The sequence below is a fragment of the Aliiglaciecola aliphaticivorans genome (assembly GCF_054782055.1).
The window spans coordinates 51,192-69,837 of the sequence record NZ_BAAGTF010000031.1; the positions used below are offsets into that span (position 1 = coordinate 51,192).

16 protein-coding genes are annotated in these 18,646 nt (G+C 42.8%); 9 read left to right on the forward strand and 7 right to left on the reverse strand.

The genetic code is table 11. The annotated features are described in order from the left end of the window. Positions 1-21 precede the first annotated feature (21 nt). Both ACYVIL_RS15930 and ACYVIL_RS15935 read right to left on the reverse strand, forming a co-directional pair. A complete protein-coding gene (locus ACYVIL_RS15930) occupies positions 22-1,185 on the reverse strand; it encodes a YcbX family protein (RefSeq protein ID WP_460313407.1) in 1,164 nt (387 codons plus the stop codon). A gap of 79 nt (positions 1,186-1,264) precedes the next feature. Beyond that, positions 1,265-2,572, reverse strand: a complete 1,308-nt coding sequence (locus ACYVIL_RS15935) for an amidohydrolase (protein WP_303474940.1) — start codon at positions 2,570-2,572, stop codon at positions 1,265-1,267. A 272-nt stretch (positions 2,573-2,844) separates the two neighbouring features. Between ACYVIL_RS15935 and ACYVIL_RS15940 the strand changes: the two genes are divergently transcribed. After that, complete coding sequence (locus ACYVIL_RS15940; RefSeq protein WP_303474939.1) at positions 2,845-3,678, forward strand: sugar phosphate isomerase/epimerase family protein; 834 nt, start codon at positions 2,845-2,847, stop codon at positions 3,676-3,678. A 50-nt stretch (positions 3,679-3,728) separates the two neighbouring features. Here the strand turns inward: ACYVIL_RS15940 and ACYVIL_RS15945 are convergent, their stop codons facing one another. Continuing rightward, positions 3,729-4,529: a PAS domain-containing protein gene (locus tag ACYVIL_RS15945; RefSeq protein WP_460313410.1), complete on the reverse strand. Its 801-nt coding sequence runs from the start codon at positions 4,527-4,529 to the stop codon at positions 3,729-3,731. A 171-nt stretch (positions 4,530-4,700) separates the two neighbouring features. Between ACYVIL_RS15945 and ACYVIL_RS15950 the strand changes: the two genes are divergently transcribed. The 7 genes from ACYVIL_RS15950 (at position 4,701) to ACYVIL_RS15980 (ending at position 14,008) form a co-directional block, all read left to right on the forward strand. Further along, positions 4,701-5,870 (forward strand): Gfo/Idh/MocA family protein, encoded by a 1,170-nt coding sequence (locus ACYVIL_RS15950; RefSeq protein WP_303474937.1) that lies wholly within the window; start codon positions 4,701-4,703, stop codon positions 5,868-5,870. Between the two features lie 11 nt (positions 5,871-5,881). Then, complete coding sequence (locus ACYVIL_RS15955) at positions 5,882-6,934, forward strand: sugar phosphate isomerase/epimerase family protein (protein WP_460313412.1); 1,053 nt, start codon at positions 5,882-5,884, stop codon at positions 6,932-6,934. 63 nt (positions 6,935-6,997) lie between these two features. Continuing rightward, positions 6,998-8,245 carry a nucleoside permease gene (locus ACYVIL_RS15960; protein ID WP_460313414.1) on the forward strand — a complete coding sequence of 416 codons (1,248 nt, stop codon included), beginning with the start codon at positions 6,998-7,000 and terminating at the stop codon, positions 8,243-8,245. Continuing rightward, the gene (locus ACYVIL_RS15965) at positions 8,232-8,840 is read left to right on the forward strand and encodes a gluconate 2-dehydrogenase subunit 3 family protein (protein ID WP_303474934.1); all 609 of its coding nucleotides are present in this window, start codon (positions 8,232-8,234) and stop codon (positions 8,838-8,840) included. The genes ACYVIL_RS15960 and ACYVIL_RS15965 overlap by 14 nt, the downstream gene beginning before the upstream one ends. A gap of 58 nt (positions 8,841-8,898) precedes the next feature. Next, a complete protein-coding gene (locus ACYVIL_RS15970) occupies positions 8,899-10,638 on the forward strand; it encodes a GMC oxidoreductase (protein ID WP_460313417.1) in 1,740 nt (579 codons plus the stop codon). Positions 10,639-10,729: 91 nt separating this feature from the next. Next, the gene (locus tag ACYVIL_RS15975; RefSeq protein WP_460313419.1) at positions 10,730-11,350 is read left to right on the forward strand and encodes a cation transporter; all 621 of its coding nucleotides are present in this window, start codon (positions 10,730-10,732) and stop codon (positions 11,348-11,350) included. A gap of 798 nt (positions 11,351-12,148) precedes the next feature. Next, the gene (locus ACYVIL_RS15980) at positions 12,149-14,008 is read left to right on the forward strand and encodes a TonB-dependent receptor plug domain-containing protein (protein WP_460313421.1); all 1,860 of its coding nucleotides are present in this window, start codon (positions 12,149-12,151) and stop codon (positions 14,006-14,008) included. Positions 14,009-14,077: 69 nt separating this feature from the next. On the opposite strand, the gene ACYVIL_RS15985 is transcribed toward ACYVIL_RS15980, so the two are convergent. From ACYVIL_RS15985 to ACYVIL_RS15995, 3 genes are read right to left on the reverse strand one after another with little or no spacing between them, the layout of a single operon-like run. Then, positions 14,078-14,863 carry an RMD1 family protein gene (locus ACYVIL_RS15985; protein WP_460313423.1) on the reverse strand — a complete coding sequence of 262 codons (786 nt, stop codon included), beginning with the start codon at positions 14,861-14,863 and terminating at the stop codon, positions 14,078-14,080. A 12-nt stretch (positions 14,864-14,875) separates the two neighbouring features. Next, entirely contained in the window at positions 14,876-16,015 is a 1,140-nt protein-coding gene (locus ACYVIL_RS15990; protein WP_460313431.1) for a peptidase C39 family protein, read from the reverse strand. A gap of 30 nt (positions 16,016-16,045) precedes the next feature. Further along, a complete protein-coding gene (locus tag ACYVIL_RS15995; protein ID WP_303474929.1) occupies positions 16,046-17,506 on the reverse strand; it encodes a RimK family protein in 1,461 nt (486 codons plus the stop codon). Positions 17,507-17,735: 229 nt separating this feature from the next. Here ACYVIL_RS15995 and ACYVIL_RS16000 point away from each other — a divergent pair, with 229 nt between their 5' ends. Further along, on the forward strand, positions 17,736-17,969 hold the full coding sequence (locus tag ACYVIL_RS16000; protein WP_460313425.1) for a hypothetical protein: 234 nt from the start codon (positions 17,736-17,738) through the stop codon (positions 17,967-17,969). Between the two features lie 485 nt (positions 17,970-18,454). Here ACYVIL_RS16000 and ACYVIL_RS16005 read toward each other — a convergent pair. After that, on the reverse strand, positions 18,455-18,646 hold a 192-nt coding region (locus tag ACYVIL_RS16005), incomplete at its 5' end, for a hypothetical protein (RefSeq protein WP_460313427.1).

The following is an 18,646-nucleotide window of genomic DNA, read 5'->3' on the forward strand; positions in this document are numbered from 1 at the left end:
AATAAACAGCGATCAAAGGGGTTAGGATTTGGTTATTTCCACATCGGTTTGGGGAATACAACTGCAAGCGAGTATATAACCTTCATTTACTTCTTGTTCTGTTAGGCCATTCAGGTCGTTTAGGTTTCTGACCTCACCCCGATTGAGTTTGACTTTGCATCTGCCACATATACCGGCTCTGCAAGAGAAGGGGATATTCAAACCCGCTGTTTCTCCTTGCTCCAGAATCGACGTTTGATTGTTACCTTGATGTTTTACATCCCAACTAGAAAAAACGATTTCCACTGACTTTGTTGCTGCCTGATCACTTGCCTGTAATTGACTAGCAAGATTTCTATGTCTCCTTGCTGAGGTTGGTGTTTGGTCAAAATAGATAGTAGGCGCTTGCTTCTCAGTTACCACTACTTCATCGTTTAGGGTTAACTTTCCGGTATTAAGAGCAATAAGGTTTTGACCAAATAGTAGATCGCCTTTTTTGTCTTTTCGGTATTTCTGCAAAGTGGTAAGGGGTTCTCTGGCTTGGTGCTTTTTAGCTGATTTGGGGTCAACTGTAGTGAATATACAGCGAGAACAAGACTTCATTACCGCAAACTCAATTTCACCAATGCGAACCTTTTTCCAAGTATCTTCTTCGAAAGCGGTACTATTATCGACAACTAAATTAGGGCGAAATTGACTCATGGTAACCGGTGTCGCTAGACGCGAATTTAAGTCATTCAGGCTTTGTTGAGATATGAGCAAAAACGGGTAGCCATCAGCAAATGAAACCTGACTTTGACTATTTTTCACTTGGCGTTTCGATTGTTCGCCAAAAAATACTAATTTGCAGGTTTTGCCAAGGTATTGGCTAAACCATTGATCATATTTAGGGTGGCAGTACTGTCCCTTAATGTTATCTTCCCAGACCTTCACCATCTGATAGTTATCTGAAAAATCGCTGTATTTTATGGTTAACTCAGGCATGCCTGGCGCGTTTAGACGCAGTCCAGTAGCGCAAACTTCCGTTTGAACCAGGCACAAGGTGCTGTCGGTTCGAGCAGTAATGAAGGTGCCATTGGTGGTAGTTAGCACAAATCTGCGGTCGAATTCCAAGCCCTTCTGTTCCACCTTGCTACTGCTTAAAGCAATGCCAGCACAAGACTTGATGGGGTAGATATTAATTTGACTTAAGCTTAGTTTAGACACAATACTTTTCTTATTATTTTATGTGTTGAAGCACTGCTAAGTGGATAACAGCGCCGCATTGAATGCCCTTAACCCTAGGTTATTGGGATGCACTTTCCAGGTAATCAACGGCCAAAGATGACATCACTTTCACACCGGTTTTCAATGCCTTTTCATTAACATAGAAATCAGGACTGTGGTTGGTTTTCATCTCTTCTTCAGGGACCCCATCAGCACCTATACCCAACATGAAATATAAGCCGGGAATTTTATCTTGGAAGTAGGAAAAGTCTTCACCAGCCATAATGACTGAATTATGACGTACATGTTCCTCACCCACCACCTTTTGCATGGTAGGTAACATTTGTTGGGTTAAAGCTTCATCGTTGTAGGTAACCAATGTTGCTGAAATAACCTTAAAGTCAGCCTTTGCGCCGGTTAAAGATGCTGCGGTTTCAACAGTTGATTTTAAACGCTTGAGTAACTCTTTTCTTACACCTTTGTCAAAAGTACGAATCGTACCGCTCATGGTGACTTTGTCAGAAATAATATTGTGTCTCAAGCCGCCTTCAATGGTTCCCACAGTGATCACGGATGGGGCTGCCGTAATATCAAGTTGTCGACTGGGAATGGTTTGAATTGCGCTAACAATCTGGCTTGCTGCAACAATAGGATCGACTCCTAGCCATGGCGATGAGCCGTGGGTTTGTTTGCCTGTCACTTCCACAAAGAAAGTATCGACAGCGGCCATAGCACCTTTAGGACGGTACAGAATATCCCCTGATTTATACGGCCAAACATGCAAACCAAAAATGGCTTCAGGTGCGTATTCACCCGCCAATACTCCTTCCTCAATCATCATGGCAGCGCCGCCGCCTTCTTCAGGTGGAGCCCCTTCTTCTGCAGGTTGAAATATGAATTTAATGGTGCCAGGGATATGTTCTTGCATACTGGCTAACACTTTGGCTGTACCTAATAAAATTGCCATGTGTGCATCGTGTCCACAAGCATGCATGACTCCTACTTCCTTACCATTGTATTGGGTTCGTTTTGTAGAAGCGAAACTTAAACCCGTTTGTTCGGTTACCGGTAGGGCATCCATATCTGCTCTCAGGGCAACCACTTTACCGGGTTTACCGCCTTTGAGAATGCCAACAACGCCGGTGTAAGCAATCCCTGTTTCTATTTCCATACCGAGATCTTTTAAGTAGGCAGCCACCGTTTTAGCGGTTTCAATCTCGCGGTTAGATAGTTCTGGGTTTTCGTGAAAATGGCGTCTTAGCTTTATGACTTCTGCCTCAATCTCTTCACTTTTTTGACTTATTAATGTTTCCAAATCAGCACACAAAGCGGCGCTGGAAAGCACGAAGCTGAGTACTATCGTGACAAAATATTTTGCAAGTTTCACTCTGTTGATCCTTAAAATCTATGCGGTATTGAATCAGTCTACTAAATTTAATCTTTATAATCTTGGTGTAATCAAGGATTTAGTTAACATGGGTATTAGGTCATGGGATGAAACGGGTTGTTTACAAGGGTGAACTGGACTGGAAAGGTTAATGAAATGTTATTCGCTGAAATTATTATAGCTTCAACCGATTTTATTATACGGGGCTGGGCACACAAACTTATATGATTTCGGCTATTCCAACATTAGACAATAGACCTCGGAACCACGTCATGAAAAAATGTATCAGTAGCTTATTAATAAGTCTTTGCTTTTTATTTAGTGCTCAAATCGCTGCCCATGAACTGGGTTTACAATTATTTAGTCTACGTCATCAGTTTGCAGATGATCCGGCCAAGACCCTCGACCAAATTCAAGATTGGGGTTTACATACTGTTGAAGGCAGTCGCGATCTATATGGTTATTCGGTAGAAGAATTTAGAGCTGAATTGGATAAACGTGGTATTGATGTGGTGAGCACAGATACCAGTTTTGAAGAACTGAGAGACAATCCTATGGCCGCGGTTTATCGGGCAAAATTTTATGCTGCAAACTATACCACTTTCTATTGGGTTCCCCACGGTGACAACTTTCTTTTTGACGATGCAGATAAAACTGTCAAAGTGATGAATGAGGCTGGTGCACTGTTGAAAAAACATGGTGTAACTTTGCAATATCATGCCCATGGGTATGAGTATCTGCCGTATAAAAATGAAACTTTGTTTGATTACATTATTCAAAACGTGGATCAGGCGCAATTTCAAATGGATGTATTTTGGACGAAACACGCTGGAATGAACCCAACAGAATTACTTAAAAAATATCCAGGAAGATTCACGTCACTGCATCTTAAAGATCGTAAAAAAGGGACGCCTAATTCATCTAAAGGCTCGGCAGATGGCGATACCAATGTGGTGTTAGGTCAGGGGGATGTTGGAATTGCTTCTGTCGTCGCTGAGGCAAAAAAACAGGGCATTCGATATTTCTTTTTGGAAGATGAATCTTCCAGAGTGGTACAGCAAATACCCAAAAGCATTTTATATCTTAAATCGTTAGAAAAGTTCTAATTATCTTTAAGCACTAGAGAGTTTTGCGTCGGCCAAGCTCTCTTTCATTCCTATTCTGTTTCTTTGGCTAAAATTGCAGAGGCTACTTCCAGGTGCTTTAGTTTGTCAGTTTGTAATTTCTCGGCCTGCATTTGTTCGCGCATTTTGGACGGGTGAAATCCAAAAAATTGTTTAAATTGTTTGGTGAAATAACTGTGATCACTGAATCCACATTTAAACGCTATTTCTGAAATCGGCGTATCTGTTTCTACCAATAATAATCGTGCATTTTCCAATCTGACTTCGTTGATAATACGGGTGGGTGTCTTAGACAATTGTTTTTTGAAACGTCTTTCGAGGGCGCTAACGGATAAGTGAGATAACTCAGCTAGTTCGGTTAACGAAATCGGCCGATGATAATTTTTACGAATAAAATCCAGAGGAACCCGAATACTATCAAAATTTGCAAGGGCTTGAGAGGATTTATGAAAATGCCGGGTGATACCATAAGAGCCAATAATATTGTTATTTTTATCGCGAAGTGGTCGTTTTGAAGTTGAAAACCAGCCCAACTCACCATCTTTAGATAAATTCATTTCCAAACGAGATGTAATTAATTCGCCATCCAGTATTTTTTGATCGTCCGTTATGTATTGCAGTGCTAAATGTGGCGCAAACAGTTCAGTATCTGTTTTTCCATACACTTGGCTTCGACTCTGAAAACCAGAATGCTCTAAATATGCATTGTTGGCATATACAACACGACTCTGTCGATCTTTAATCCAAAACAAGATGTCAGGGGTAAGCTCAAACACTTCAACCAATTGCTTGATCTCTAGCTCCCCCATAGATTCAATCCAGAATTGTGACATAGCTACCTCCGTTGGCCACATAATCCTAGTTTAACTAATTTTATGGTTGTGCGCGCCGAAATTATTGCACTAATGACCGAATAAATCATATCGAGAGTACTAGCAAATTACCTATACTTGAAAATAGATTGTTAAAAATAGCTTGAGGGTCGAGTTTTCATGGATATTGGAGTGTCATCGAAAAAAGTTCGCATGGGCATGGTTGGTGGAGGTAAAGGCGCATTTATTGGTGCTATTCATCGTGCCGCCGCAAACTTAGACGGCGAGATTGAATTGGTCTGTGGCGCATTTAGTTCTGACCCCGCGAATGGACAAGAAACTGGACAAATGTTGAGTATCCCCTCGGAACGTTGCTATGCCGACTTTAACACTATGTTTACACAAGAGGCTAAGCTTCCCGCTTCGCAACGGATGCAGTTTGTTTCCATAGTAACGCCGAATCACTTACATTTTCCAGTAGCCGTAGCTGCATTGCAGGCTGGCTTTCATGTGATGTCAGATAAACCGGCAACTTTTACTTTAAACGAAGCCATTGAGCTGAAAGAGATTATCGAACAATCTGGTTGCTTGTATGGCCTTACCCACACCTATACGGGCTACCCTATGGTTAAAGAAGCCACCGCCCGGGTTGCAAATGGCGAGTTAGGAGAGATTACTAAGGTTGTTGTTGAGTATTCACAAGGATGGCTAGCCAATAAAGAAGATGAAGCTGGAAAACAAGCGAGTTGGCGGCTAGATCCCAAGCGCGCGGGTGTGAGCTGTTGCATGGGAGATATAGGTGTACATGCTGCCAATTTAGCCGAAACCATTAGTGGATTGGAAATTGTTAAACTATGTGCAGACTTAGAGCCCGTCGTGGATGGTCGTGTACTGGATGACGATGGTACTGTGCTGTTGCGCTTTAATAACGGTGCTAAGGGGGTCTTATTATCAAGTCAAATTGCCGTTGGTGAAGAAAATAACCTCAATATTCGCATTTATGGCAAAAAGGCTAGTTTGCAATGGCAGCAAATGGAACCCAATACCCTTTGGATGAGATTTAATGATAAGCCCAGTCAAATGATCCGTGCCGGAGTGGGGGAGTGTGCGGCAGCAACCGCTCAAAGTATGCGCACTCCTGCTGGGCACCCTGAGGGCTATATTGAAGCCTTTGCTAATTTATATTGTCAGTTTGCCCAACAAATTCGTGATTTTGATAAATCGAAAAACACCGATATTTCCCTGCAAGCACCAGGCATAGAGGCTGCTATCCGCGGTATGGCATTCATCGAAAACACAGTAGCTGCGAGTCGCTCTGAACAGAAGTGGCACCCGTTTTTACTCTCCAATATAAAGCTCTAAGGAATCGCGCTATGAAACAAATTAAAGGTCCAGGAATTTTTTTAGCTCAGTTCGCTGCTGATGAATCACCTTTTAACAGTTTAAATGATATCTGTCAGTGGGCTTCATCCCTGGGGTTCAAAGCCGTACAAATACCCACTTGGGATGAGCGCATATTCGATTTGCAACAAGCTGCAACTAGCCAGTCTTACTGCGCTGAAATTGAAGCCACAGTTGCCAAACATGGCATGGTGATAAGTGAGCTATCGACCCATTTACAGGGCCAGTTGGTAGCTGTGAACCCTGCTTATGATGAAATGTTTGATGGTTTTGCCCCTAACGAGGTTAAAAACGATCCTAGTGCCCGTCAAAAATGGGCAGTGCAGCAAATGTTGTGGGCTGCGAAGGCGAGCGCCAATTTGCGACTAACTGCTCATGCTAGTTTTTCCGGTGCCTTGCTATGGCACACAATGTATCCTTGGCCGCAGCGCCCGGCGGGTTTGGTGGAGCGAGGTTTTGAAGAGTTAGGCCGTCGCTGGTTACCGATTCTGGATGCCTTTGATGAAGCCGGAGTAGATTTATGCTTTGAGTTACATCCTGGTGAAGATCTTCATGACGGTGCGTCCTTTGAAATGTTCTTGGACGCCACTGAACATCACCCTAGAGCCAACATTTTATATGATCCAAGCCACTTTATTTTGCAGCAACTCGATTACCTAGCTTTCATCGATTTGTACCATGAACGGATTAAAGCATTCCATGTCAAAGATGCTGAGTTTAGACCTTCAGGTCGATCTGGTGTGTATGGCGGTTATCAAGGCTGGCTAGATAGGCCAGGACGCTTTCGTTCTCTTGGTGATGGTCAAATTGACTTTAAAGGGATATTCAGCAAATTGACTCAATACGGATTTGATGGTTGGGCAGTGATGGAGTGGGAGTGTTGTATTAAACACCCAGAAGATGGCGCTGCTGAAGGGGCTAAATTTATTGCACAACACCTGATACGACCCACAGAAAAAGCCTTCGATGACTTTGCTGGTGGCGGCGCAGATGATGAGTTAAATCGGCGTATTTTGGGGCTTTAAACTCCCCCTTAAATTGTGGGTTGATAACGTGTCTGTGGTTTCATCCTAGGAGTAATAAGAATAATGAATAATGTAACTCTACGACTTAGTTTAATGATGTTTTTGCAGTTTTTCATATGGGGAGGCTGGTTCGTTACCTTAGGTACGTTTTTGGCAAATGATTTAGCCGCCTCGGGCAGTCAGATCGGAATGGCTTTTTCAACTCAATCCTGGGGAGCCATTATTGCGCCATTTATTATTGGCCTGATTGCCGATCGTTATTTTAATGCAGAGCGGATACTCGGGGTGCTGCATTTAATCGGTGCAGTGTTGATGTACTGTCTGTATCAAGCGGCTGATTTTACTGCTTTTTATCCATTTGTTTTAGGTTATATGATTGTCTATATGCCCACTCTAGCGCTGGTTAACTCGGTGGCGTTTTCACAAATGCGTGACCCGTCAAAACAGTTTGGCAAAATTAGAGTATGGGGCACCATTGGTTGGATTGTCGCGGGCTTGTCCATTAGTTACCTATTCGCCTGGGATGGCAAAGAAGCCATTGAACAAGGCATGTTAGCCAATACCTTTTTACTGAGTGCTGGTGCGTCATTATGTTTGGGGCTGTTCAGTTTTATGTTGCCAAAAACACCGCCTAAAAGTGCCGGTCAACAAATGGGATTGCACGAGATACTAGGACTTGATGCCCTTGCATTATTGAAAGATAAGAACTTCTTAGTGTTTTTCGTATCTTCTATTTTAATTTGTATTCCTTTGGCTTTTTATTATCAAAATGCCAATCCATTCTTAACTGAAACCGGCGTTACCAACGCAACCGGGAAAATGACCCTGGGGCAAGTTTCTGAAGTGGTATTTATGCTCATTCTGCCGGTCTTTTTAAATCGCTTTGGAATTAAACTTACCCTGTTGTTCGGGATGCTGGCATGGGTTTTACGCTATGTATTATTCGCCTATGGGAATGCTGATAGCGGTATAGTACTGCTGTTAGTTGGCATTGCATTACACGGGGTGTGTTATGACTTTTTCTTCGTTTCCGGACAAATATACACAGACTCTAAAGCAGGCGCTAAAGTCAAAAATGCCGCCCAGGGTTTAATTACCTTGGCAACCTATGGAATAGGTATGTTGGCCGGATTCTGGATTGCCGGTAAAATAACGGATTCCTACGCAACCGAATTCGGCCATGCTTGGTTCAACATTTGGTTGTTCCCAGCGATATTTGCTTTCGCTGTGTTCTTACTATTTATGCTGGCATTTAAAAACGAAAAAATTGCAATCAATCACCAAGTTGGAGCCACCAATGAAACCCACTAAGCTAAGTCAACCACAAAGACGAAAATTCATGCAGCACCTAGTTCGCACCATGGGTGTAACGTCGGCTACGGCCTTGGTGTATGGCTCTAATCTTAACGTAGCACTCGGATTTCAAATTAGAGCAGAAAAATTAGATGCCGCTGGCCTGTTGTTTGATAAAACCACTATGCAGACGTTAAAGCACATAGTTAACACTATTTTACCCAGAACAGACACGCCCAGTGGTGCAGATTTAGATTGTCATGGCTTTGTAGATCATCAATTATTTCACTGCCACAGTAAAAGTGAGCAGCAAGTATGTTTGCAAATCATTACCCAAATCAATGATTATTCATTGGCACACCTAAACCAATCTTTTCCTCAGCTTAACAATCAACAACAAGTTGAATTACTCCAATCTATTGAAGCTATGAAGGGGTTTACTCAACTTCAGAGGAACCAGTTTAAGTTCCTCAAATCATTAATTGTGTTTGGCTATTTTACCTCTGAGCAAGGCGCTAAAGAAATTCTCCGCTACGATCCTGTACCTGGTGGTTTTAGTGTTATTCCCCTTCAAGAAGGGGATAAATCGTGGGGAAGTCTTGCTTACTATTGAGCCAAATTGGCACTGATTATTACTTTTTGGCCCAGTTAAAAAATCCCTAGGAAATAACGTGAATAAAGATATTTATATTAAACAGCAGAATGAAAAATTTGATGTATTGGTAGTGGGCTCCGGGATCACCGGTGGATGGTCGGCTAAGGAGTTTTGTGAGCGTGGCTTCAAAACCTTGATGATCGAACGTGGCCGAGTGGTTGAGCACCGGAAAGACTATATAGCCGAAGGCAAACCTGTTTGGGAGTATGATAATCGAAGTAAAGTCGATAATCTGTTAATTGAACAGCAATACAAAATTCAAAAAGATTGTTATGCCTTTCACGACGGCACCAAACAATTTTTTGGCAATGATCGCGATTTACCCTATGAGACAACTGAAGGTACAGACTTTAGGTGGATCCGAGGTAATCAGCTAGGTGGTAAATCACTGTTGTGGCATCGCCAAAGTTATCGAATGTGCGAAGATGACTTTCTCGCCAATAAACGTGACGGCGTGGGGAACGACTGGCCCATACGTTATGACGATATTGCCGATTGGTATTCCTACGTGGAGACCTTTGCGGGGATAAGTGGTAGCAAAGAGAATTTACCTAATCTGCCCGACGGCGAGTTTTTACCTCCATTTGCAATGACGGGTCCTGAAAAAGCGTTAAAAGCTAAAATTGAAAAAACCTTTCCCGGTCGAAATTTAATTATGGGGCGTACCGCGCACCTTACGGAGCCTACATTACTGCATTTATCTCAAGGAAGAGTGCAGTGCCAGACCCGTAATGAATGTCAAAAAGGCTGCTCGTTTGGCGCTTATTTTTCAACACAAAGTTCGACCTTGCCAGCAGCTGCTAAAACCAACAATTTAAGTATCGCTGCCAACAGCGTAGTGCATAGTGTTATTTATGATGAAACACGCAATCGCGCCATTGGGGTGAGAGTGATTGATAATGATGATCTTTCGACCCGTGAGTATTTTGCCGATGTGGTGTTTTTGTGTGCAAGTACCATTGGCACTACTCAGATAATGCTCAATTCTACTTCTAAAAAATTCCCCAACGGCATTGCTAATTCTTCTGGTGTTTTAGGTCACTATCTGATGGATCATAATTATAATGCTCGTGCTACAGGGGATATTGAAGGGTTTGATGACGAATATTATAAGGGGCGTCGACCTTCATCTTGTTACATGCCGAACTTTCAGACTAGGCCAGAATTGTATCGCAAAGGCTACCTTCGGGGATTTGCCTACGGCATTAATACCTATCGTTCTGATTGGCGAGGGAAAAGTCAACAAGATGGTATTGGCAGTGACTTTAAGCAACAGTTAAGTACACCGGGTAAGTGGGGAGTGGACTTCTCTGCTCAAGGGGAGATGTTGCCACACTTTGATAATCAAATGTCTTTAAACCCGAATAAAAAAGACAAGTGGGGCATGCCTCTTATTAATTTTAACGTGGAATATCGTGAAAACGAAAAAGCGATGATGGATGACGCCGCGGAAATGGGCGCTGAAATGTTGCGAGCAGGGGGATGTACCAACGTTAAAAGTGGGACTAGCTATGAGCTGCCCCATCGTGCTCCAGGCATTGCCATTCATGAAGTAGGCACTGCGCGAATGGGACGTGATCCTAAAACATCAGTGTTAAATCAATATTGCCAAAGTCATGATATTCCGAATTTATTCGTTACTGATGGTTCAGCGTACTGCTCATCAGGTGTAGTGAATCCATCACTTACTTTTATGGCGCTAACAGCCAGAGCTGTGGATTACTGTGCAAAGGAGATGAAAGCTCAACGTCTGTAGTCTTATATCCTTGTGATTATTAGGCTTGCTTGATACCGTCTTGTCCCTCAAAATAGGGAGGTCTAGCATCTAATAAATTAATAGGAACATAATGGCGAATTGCTGCAGTGACAAATCCTGTGAAATAGAAGCACTCAGAGACAAGCAAGGTAAAACATTAAAGATAGTGCTGGCTATTAATGCGATCATGTTTGTGGTGGAGTTAACCGCAGGTCTGATGGCAAATTCCGTGTCGTTAATTGCTGATTCCCTGGATATGCTAGGGGATGCGATGGTTTACATCTTTAGCATTTATGTTATCGCCCGAGGGGCAAAGATGAAGGCCATCTCCGCGATGTTTAAAGGCTCGATAATGGCGGCATTTGGATTATTTGTGCTAGGCCAGGGAATATACAGCCTAATGGTGCCTCACTCACCCACATATGAAACGATAAGCTTGTTTGGTTTTATTGCTTTATTGGCTAATGCCGTGTGTTTGGCGCTGCTTTGGAAACACAGAGCGGAAGACATTAACATGAGTTCTGTTTGGTTGTGTTCTCGCAATGATATTATCGCCAATATTTCGGTTATTTTTGCCGGTGTAGGGGTATGGTTAACAAGCTCTGGTTGGCCGGATATCGTTATTGGTTTTGCCTTAGCCTTTCTATTCTTGCAATCCGCATCCAGCGTCTTAAAAGAGGCAATTGGCGAATATCGTACCGCCCAATCTTGAACGTTTTATCAACTTTGTAGCCTGGTCTTTAGGTCTGGGGGCTCGGCATTGGACATTCATTCCAGACCTGTAGCTTGGTCTTTAGGCCTGGGGGCTCGGCATTGGATATTCATTCCAGACCTGTAGCCTGGTCTTTAGGCCATGTTTTTTTTCGAAGGGGCTCCCGGGCAATTTTTCGGGGCTAAAGCCACCGACTACAGGCAAGGTTTTTTTCGGCATTGGACATTTAATCCAGACCTGTAGCCTGGTCTTTAGGCCATGGATTTTTTCGAAGGGGCTCCCGGGCAATTTCTCGGGGCTAAATCCACCGACTACAGGCAAGGTTTTTTCTCGGCATTGGACATTCATTCCAGACCTGTAGCCTGGTCTTTAGGCCATGGATTTTTTCGAAGGGGCTCCCGGGCAATTTCTCGGGGCTAAAGCCGCCGACTACAGGCAAGGTTTTTTCGGCATTGGACATTTAATCCAGACCTGTAGCCTGGTCTTTAGGCCATGGATTTTTTCGAAGGGGCTCCCGGGCAATTTCTCGGGGCTAAATCCACCGACTACAGGCAAGGTTTTTTTCGGGATTGGACATTCATTCCAGACCTGTAGCCTGGTCTTTAGGCCATGGATTTTTTCGAAGGGGCTCCCGGTCAATTTCTCGGGGCTAAAGCCACCGACTACAGGCCATGGAAAAGCCCTGTAGTCGTGTCGATGAATAACGCAATAAAAACGATAAATTAAGGTGAATGCATAGGTAAAAGCATTTAGAATCGCCTCCTTCAAAAAAAGTTTTCATTAGCAAGGACAATTCAAGTGAATCTGAAGTACGGATTTTGTTGCTTAGCGGCGCTGTTTTCCCTTTCAATTTCTTCAATGACAGTTTTAGCCCAACAAAATGTGGAAATTTTGCAGGTGACTGGTACGCGAATGGCTGACAATACCTCTGGCAGTGTTGCTAGCTTATCAAGAGAGCAAATTGATCGTATCAATCCTGCATCAACTCTAGATCTTTTGCAGCGTATACCAAACATTATGATTGCCGAAAATGGTGTAGCCGGAGGAGTGTCATTTGTTTCGGTACGCGGCGGTGAATCTAACTTTACGTTAATTTTGATTGATGGTGTGGCCGTTAATGATTCCACTAATAGTCGTGGCGGCGGCTTCGATTTTAGTCAGGTTAATCCTCAAAGTATCGAGCGAATTGAAGTTTATCGAGGTGGCATTAGCGCTATCTACGGTGGCGAAGCCATTAGCGGCGTGATTCATATTATTACCCGAGAGGATGTCGCCCCAGCAATCAATTTAGAAGTAGGCAGCGATAAACAGCTTAACGCTGGCCTAAATTTGTCTCACAAATACGATAATGGTGTGTCGCTGCTAGCAAGTTTGTCTTCTCGTGAGCGCGAAGGGTCGGAGTTTGCTATTACTAAAAGCCAACAAGGGCTCTTTAAGGCCGCTTTTGCTAACGCTAAACAAAGTCATCGATTATTGGTTACCTACAGCGATAACGAAAACCTAAGCTTTGCGGAAGATTCCGGTGGCGAGCAATATGCAATGCCTCTGAGCGCTGAACAGCGCAATAGTGAACAGTGGTTACTGGGCTTAAATAATACCTTCGAGTTAAACCATTCGAATGCAATCAATCTTAACTTATCTTGGTTAAATCGTCAGGAATCTTCAGAGCACCCTGGTATTGCTGAAGGTGTGCAATCAGGTATCCCCGCAAGCACTATTGATTCAGAGTTTACACGCTCTGAAATTGAACTGTTTTTGAATCATCAACTCAATCAAACCACCACTATTGTGGTTGGGATTAGTGCTCGCGATTCTGAAGGAAGCAATACTGGCTTTCTTGATTATGGATTTCAGTTACCAGTCGATTTTGTCTTAGAACAGGACTCCCAAAGCGCCTTTATTGAAGGGAAATACGGGCAAGACAATTACAGCATCGATCTCGGTATACGTTATGACGATGCTGATAACTTCGATAGTGAAACCTCAATTCGATTCGCAGGACACTATAACCTCTTGGAGGAGTTGAGTTTATTCGCTGTGTACAATGAAGGTTATAAATTGCCAAGTTTCTTTGCTTTAGCTCATCCACTGGTGGGGAATTCTGATTTACAACCTGAGCGAAGTATTAATAAAGAGCTAGGTTTACAGTGGGATGCTGAGTCAGGACACATTACCTTAGTTCTATTTGAAAATGATTTTACAGATTTAGTAGACTTTGATGCGGAGTTATTTACCAATGTTAACCGCAGTAACGTAGAAACATCGGGAGTGGAGTTGAGTACAAGTCTTGAGTTAACGACTTGGCTGCAACTTTCTGTGGATGTGAGTTACCTGGATATTACGGTTAATGGAGAGCAAAGCCAATTGCGCAGACGCCCCCAATGGTTTGGTGGAGCAAGTTTAGATGCCCGGTGGAAAAATCTGACCATTACTATTTTTGCAGATGTGAGGGATGAATATTTAGATAGCTCAATTCCCACGGGATTAGTCGAATTGGGAGGGTATGCAAAATATGGTGTTGCCGCTAATTGGCAGTTGTCTGAAAATTTGCAAACCAATTTGAACATTGATAATGCCCTTGCCCACAATATCCAAGATTCCGTTGGGTTTGAAAACAATGACACCAATTTTCGGGTCGGCATGACCTATCAGTTTTAAACTAAAATTACCTATGAAAGGCCAAATACAGTGATGTGTTTGGCCCTCATTACTAACCCACAATTGCCGTTAGTGAACGAAAAAAAGTACAATTTCCACCGCAATCAAAATGATAATGATCCATTCCAAAAACGATGAATGTTTATGGTTTTGCTCTGCCGCCAACATTTCAAAAAGTTCATGAATAGTTTCTAGCTTGAGGTTGAGCAATTCAATTCTTTGGGTTAGCTCAAGGTATTTGATTGCGGCTAAATAGTCTTCTTGGGTTGCGGGATAATCCCAAAAATACTCAGGCACATCCAACAGACTAAATCGCAACATAATGTCATTTTTAGTTTGAAACAGCGCTCCACGCCGCATCGCTAATTTTTTCCGACTCAATTTTATGTTACCCGTGGTAGCAAGTTCGGTCGCTAAGTGTCGATTATAGGCAATCGTATTTTCAGCCTGGGATTCAAATACCTCCAATTTACGTGATTGCGCAAAGGCATGACTAATGGCTAATAAAGTGTGTGCTTTTGCCGCTCCTAAAGTAAAGGTGTCATTGCTAATGGAAAACTTAGCATCCTCGACTAAATTAAACTGGTAAACTTCCCAATGTTCGGATGCGCTCGTGCTGTAAAACCCTTTTAAGTCTTCAATTAAATCAGCCTTTTTAGCCGCACTAATACCCCAGGTCACCACTACACCATATTCAAATATAAATACATGGCCCTTAGGCAGATCTATATGTAACGCATCTCTGTAACGATTCACTACAAAGTGTTTTGCAAACTGACTTTGAATCGCCTTGAGCTCAAGGGTGTCTGCAATGCAGATGACTTCAATCAGTTGAGATGAAAAATTGCTTGTCATGTTTTTTCCTTATTAATTTACACGACTAATAACAACGGCTGTGCGCAATTTGGACTTACCAAATACCGACAAATTATTAAAGTCTTCTATAGCCAACGGAATATGTTGGCAATCTGCTATTTGCTGATTATCAACCTCCTGTAAAGTGTCATCTGGATCCGGATCATGGAAATATAAACAGTCATCATCCACATGGGTAATCGTCACCCAGTGAGGTGACTTTTTACCGTCTAGTCGATAGGTACTTATCAAGCTAAGCACCGCAGAACCTGCTGCTAATTCAGATTGGATCATTTGCACACTAGGAGCGTCAAACTGAACCCTCAATCCAGTTTCTTGGGCCTGTTGTTTAAAACGTTTTTCAACTGCATACATGATGTTTTTTTTATGCTCACTGCGCACGCCATCAAGGAACAAGGTGTCTTTTGTGTTGACATATACTTTGGCATTGAAGCCCCTTTCCATCGCTGCTATGCCTAAACCAATAGGGTGACAACCACCGTGACCAGATGTCATAAAAATGGTGGTCGCTTGCCGCCAAATATCTAATTCAAGAGACTGATCCATGTGTATCTTAGGATCAAGATTATTCATGGCCATCATCAAAGCTGCAGGCCCACAGGTAAATTCCGTGGATTGTCGATACCAAGGGTAACTCGCCCAGCGCTGTTGAGTTAAGCGTTGATGAATCGGCTTTTGCATACGCAGAGCGTCTATACTGTTACGATAGTAGTTGCGATAAACACCAAAAGACCGATACCCGAAAGATTGATACAGATTTATCGCTGTTTCATTGTCACAGGCAACCTCTAGGCGCATAAATAACTTGCCGTGCTCTACGGATTCTCTTTCCAGTTCACTTAATATACGTTTGCCTAAACCACTTCCTTTGGCCAGTTTCGATACAGCAATTGAATATAATCGGCACAAACGAGTTCCCTTGCGCATTAACACAAGTCCATAACCTAGTATCTTGGTCTGTTCGTTTACTGCAGCATCTTGCAGGACAGCCACAATAAATATGCATGTGGGAGATTTCAGCCAATGTCTGAAACTCCGACGACTTAAGCGATCAGAATCGAAACTCTGTTTCTCCAATTCAAGTAGTTGCGGTAAATCTTCTGTTTCTGCCGCTCTAATGAAAATAGGCATCCTTTGTTGATTGGATGGCAAAGCTTTCACTTAGCGACCTCTCGCTTCAAGACGGTTGGCAAACTCTTGCATAATGATCATGTATAGCTCTTTACCTAAATAGAGATCTTCCACTTTCGCTTCCAAACTTGGATTGTCATTGACTTCAATCACGTAAACCTGGTTATTAACTTGTTTTATGTCTACTCCATATAACCCTTTACCCACGATAGCACTGGCTTTTACCGCTGCGTCTAACACAGGTTTTGGTACTTCGAACGTTGGCAAGGTCTCAAAATCACCTGAGAAATGCGCTTTGGATCCATGGTTGTATATTTGCCAGTGATTGCGTGCCATAAAATAGCGGCAAGCATATATTGCTCGGCCATTAAGCACACCAATACGCCAATCAAAGTCGGTATAGATATATTCCTGTACTAGCACCAACGCTGATTTCGTTAACATTTCAGTTAATTTAAGTTTTAGCTCTGCAAGGTTTTCAACCTTAAACACCCCCATTGAAAATGAACTTTCTGGCAACTTAAGTACAATTGGATAGCCAAATTCCGCAGCTAACTTTTCGCAGGTTTTATCATCCGCGTTTGAAACGAAACTACTTTTCGGCGCTGGCACTTTGTTATAACTAAATGCATCGTGCAGAAATACCTTATTGCAACAGCGAAGAATCGATTGGGCATCGTCCATAACCACCAAACCATCTTGTTCAGCTTTGCGGGCTAAACGATAGGTATGGTGGTCAATGGCAGTCGTTTCGCGAATAAATAGCGCATCATAGTGACTAATATTCGCGGCTTGTTTCGCATTAATTAGCTCAGCATGAATGCCCACTTGCTCGGCTGCTTTTATAAAGTTTTTTAGCGCTTTATGGTCACTAGGCGGTGTTTTTTCCTGTTCATTAACTAAAATCGCCATGTCCCATCGAAATTTTTTCTTGTTGTAATGATTGCGCCAAGTAGATTGGGTGTAATCTTTCAAACGTTGAGTAAACAGCGGCCAACTTTTTCCATCCAATTCGTTGCAGCCCACAATCGATACCAGCACCGAAATAGAATTATCGGATGGTTTGATTCTCAGGCGTAATATAGGCGCTGGATAGCGCTCAAACACATGTTTAGCTAATTTTTTGAAACTTTCATTTTCGGACCAGCCAAAAAATACCAATAATTCCACTTCTGTCTTATCTACCTGCTTGGCTAGGAAAGACGTTGCCAGTGTTAGCCCTGCTTTTTCCATGGAATCAGGCCGATTAAATGGGGTTAAATCGTTAATACAGTTAACGCTGGGCAACACTTTATGTTGACGCGCTTCAGCCAACAATGAGCAGTAATATCCCTCGCTTAAATACAGCGATGTATTACATAAGTTGATCACTCTGGTTTTGGGTTCACCAGCTTTAGGATAATCCGCTAAATATTGTGCGAAATCGATGATATTTTCATCCATTTCTGGCAGGTCATCTAACTTGTCAACAACGACTAACGATTTATACATTTGTTAATTTCACTCTTAAAAGTCAATTTTTTAAACGCTGAAAAAGTTATTTTTTCCACCTTAAAAAAGTGAGCGAAATATAGACGTTCCATTGCCAAATACAACGATAAAAGTGCAGTAGATTGACGAAAAATTATTGTCTTCACGAGTAAATTAATTTGCTGGCAAAGAGAGATTAATAGGATAAAAATTCAGCCAGATTTTTAGCCTAATTAATTTGGAGAATAAAATGAATAAATGGCTTTTAGGCGCAGCGACAACAGCATTGTTTGTAAGTGTTTCTTATGCTCAAGAAGTAGCTGATCCAGACACAGTTTCTGATATGTTGCAGTATTGCCTTGAAGTTGCCGAGGAAGATGGAACAGGTGATTTAAGTAAACAGGAATTTATACTAAATTGTGTTAACCAAGAGCTCGAGTCTGAAGGTTTCACAAAGATAAATGCGTTACCTAAAAAAGTATAAGCTGTAGCATGGTCTTTAGGCCATGGATTTGGCGAGTTTGTGCGGGGCTAAAGCCCCCACCTACAGGTGTGGCGCTGTAGCATGGTCTTTAGGCCATGTATTTGGCGAGTTTGCGCGGGGCTAAAGCCCCCACCTACAGGTATGGCGTTTGTAGCATGGTCTTTAGGCCATGGATATAGCGGGTTTGCGCGGGGCTAAAGCCCCCACCTACAGGTATGGCGTTGTAGCATGGTCTTTAGGCCATGGATTTGGCGAGTTTGCGCGGGGCTAAAGCCCCCACCTACAGGTGTGGCGCTGTAGCATGGTCTTTAGGCCATGGATTTGGCGGGTTTGCGCGGGGCTAAAGCCCCCACCTACAGGTATGGCGCTGTAGCATGGTCTTTAGGCCATCGATTTGGCGAGTTTGCGCGGGGCTAAGCCCCCACCTACAGGTGTGGCGCTGTAGCATGGTCTTTAGGCCATGGATATAGCTAGTTTGCGCGGGGCTAAAGCCCCCACCTACAGGTATGGGGTTGTAGCATGGTCTTTAGGCCATGGATTTGGCGAGTTTGCGCGGGGCTAAAGCCTGAGGGATCCCCACAAATAAAGAAGATAAGTGCCTGTAATTGCGTTATTTTGTTTCTACCAAAAAATAAAAAAACACCAAAACAGGCACCTAAGATGACATTATTGAATAT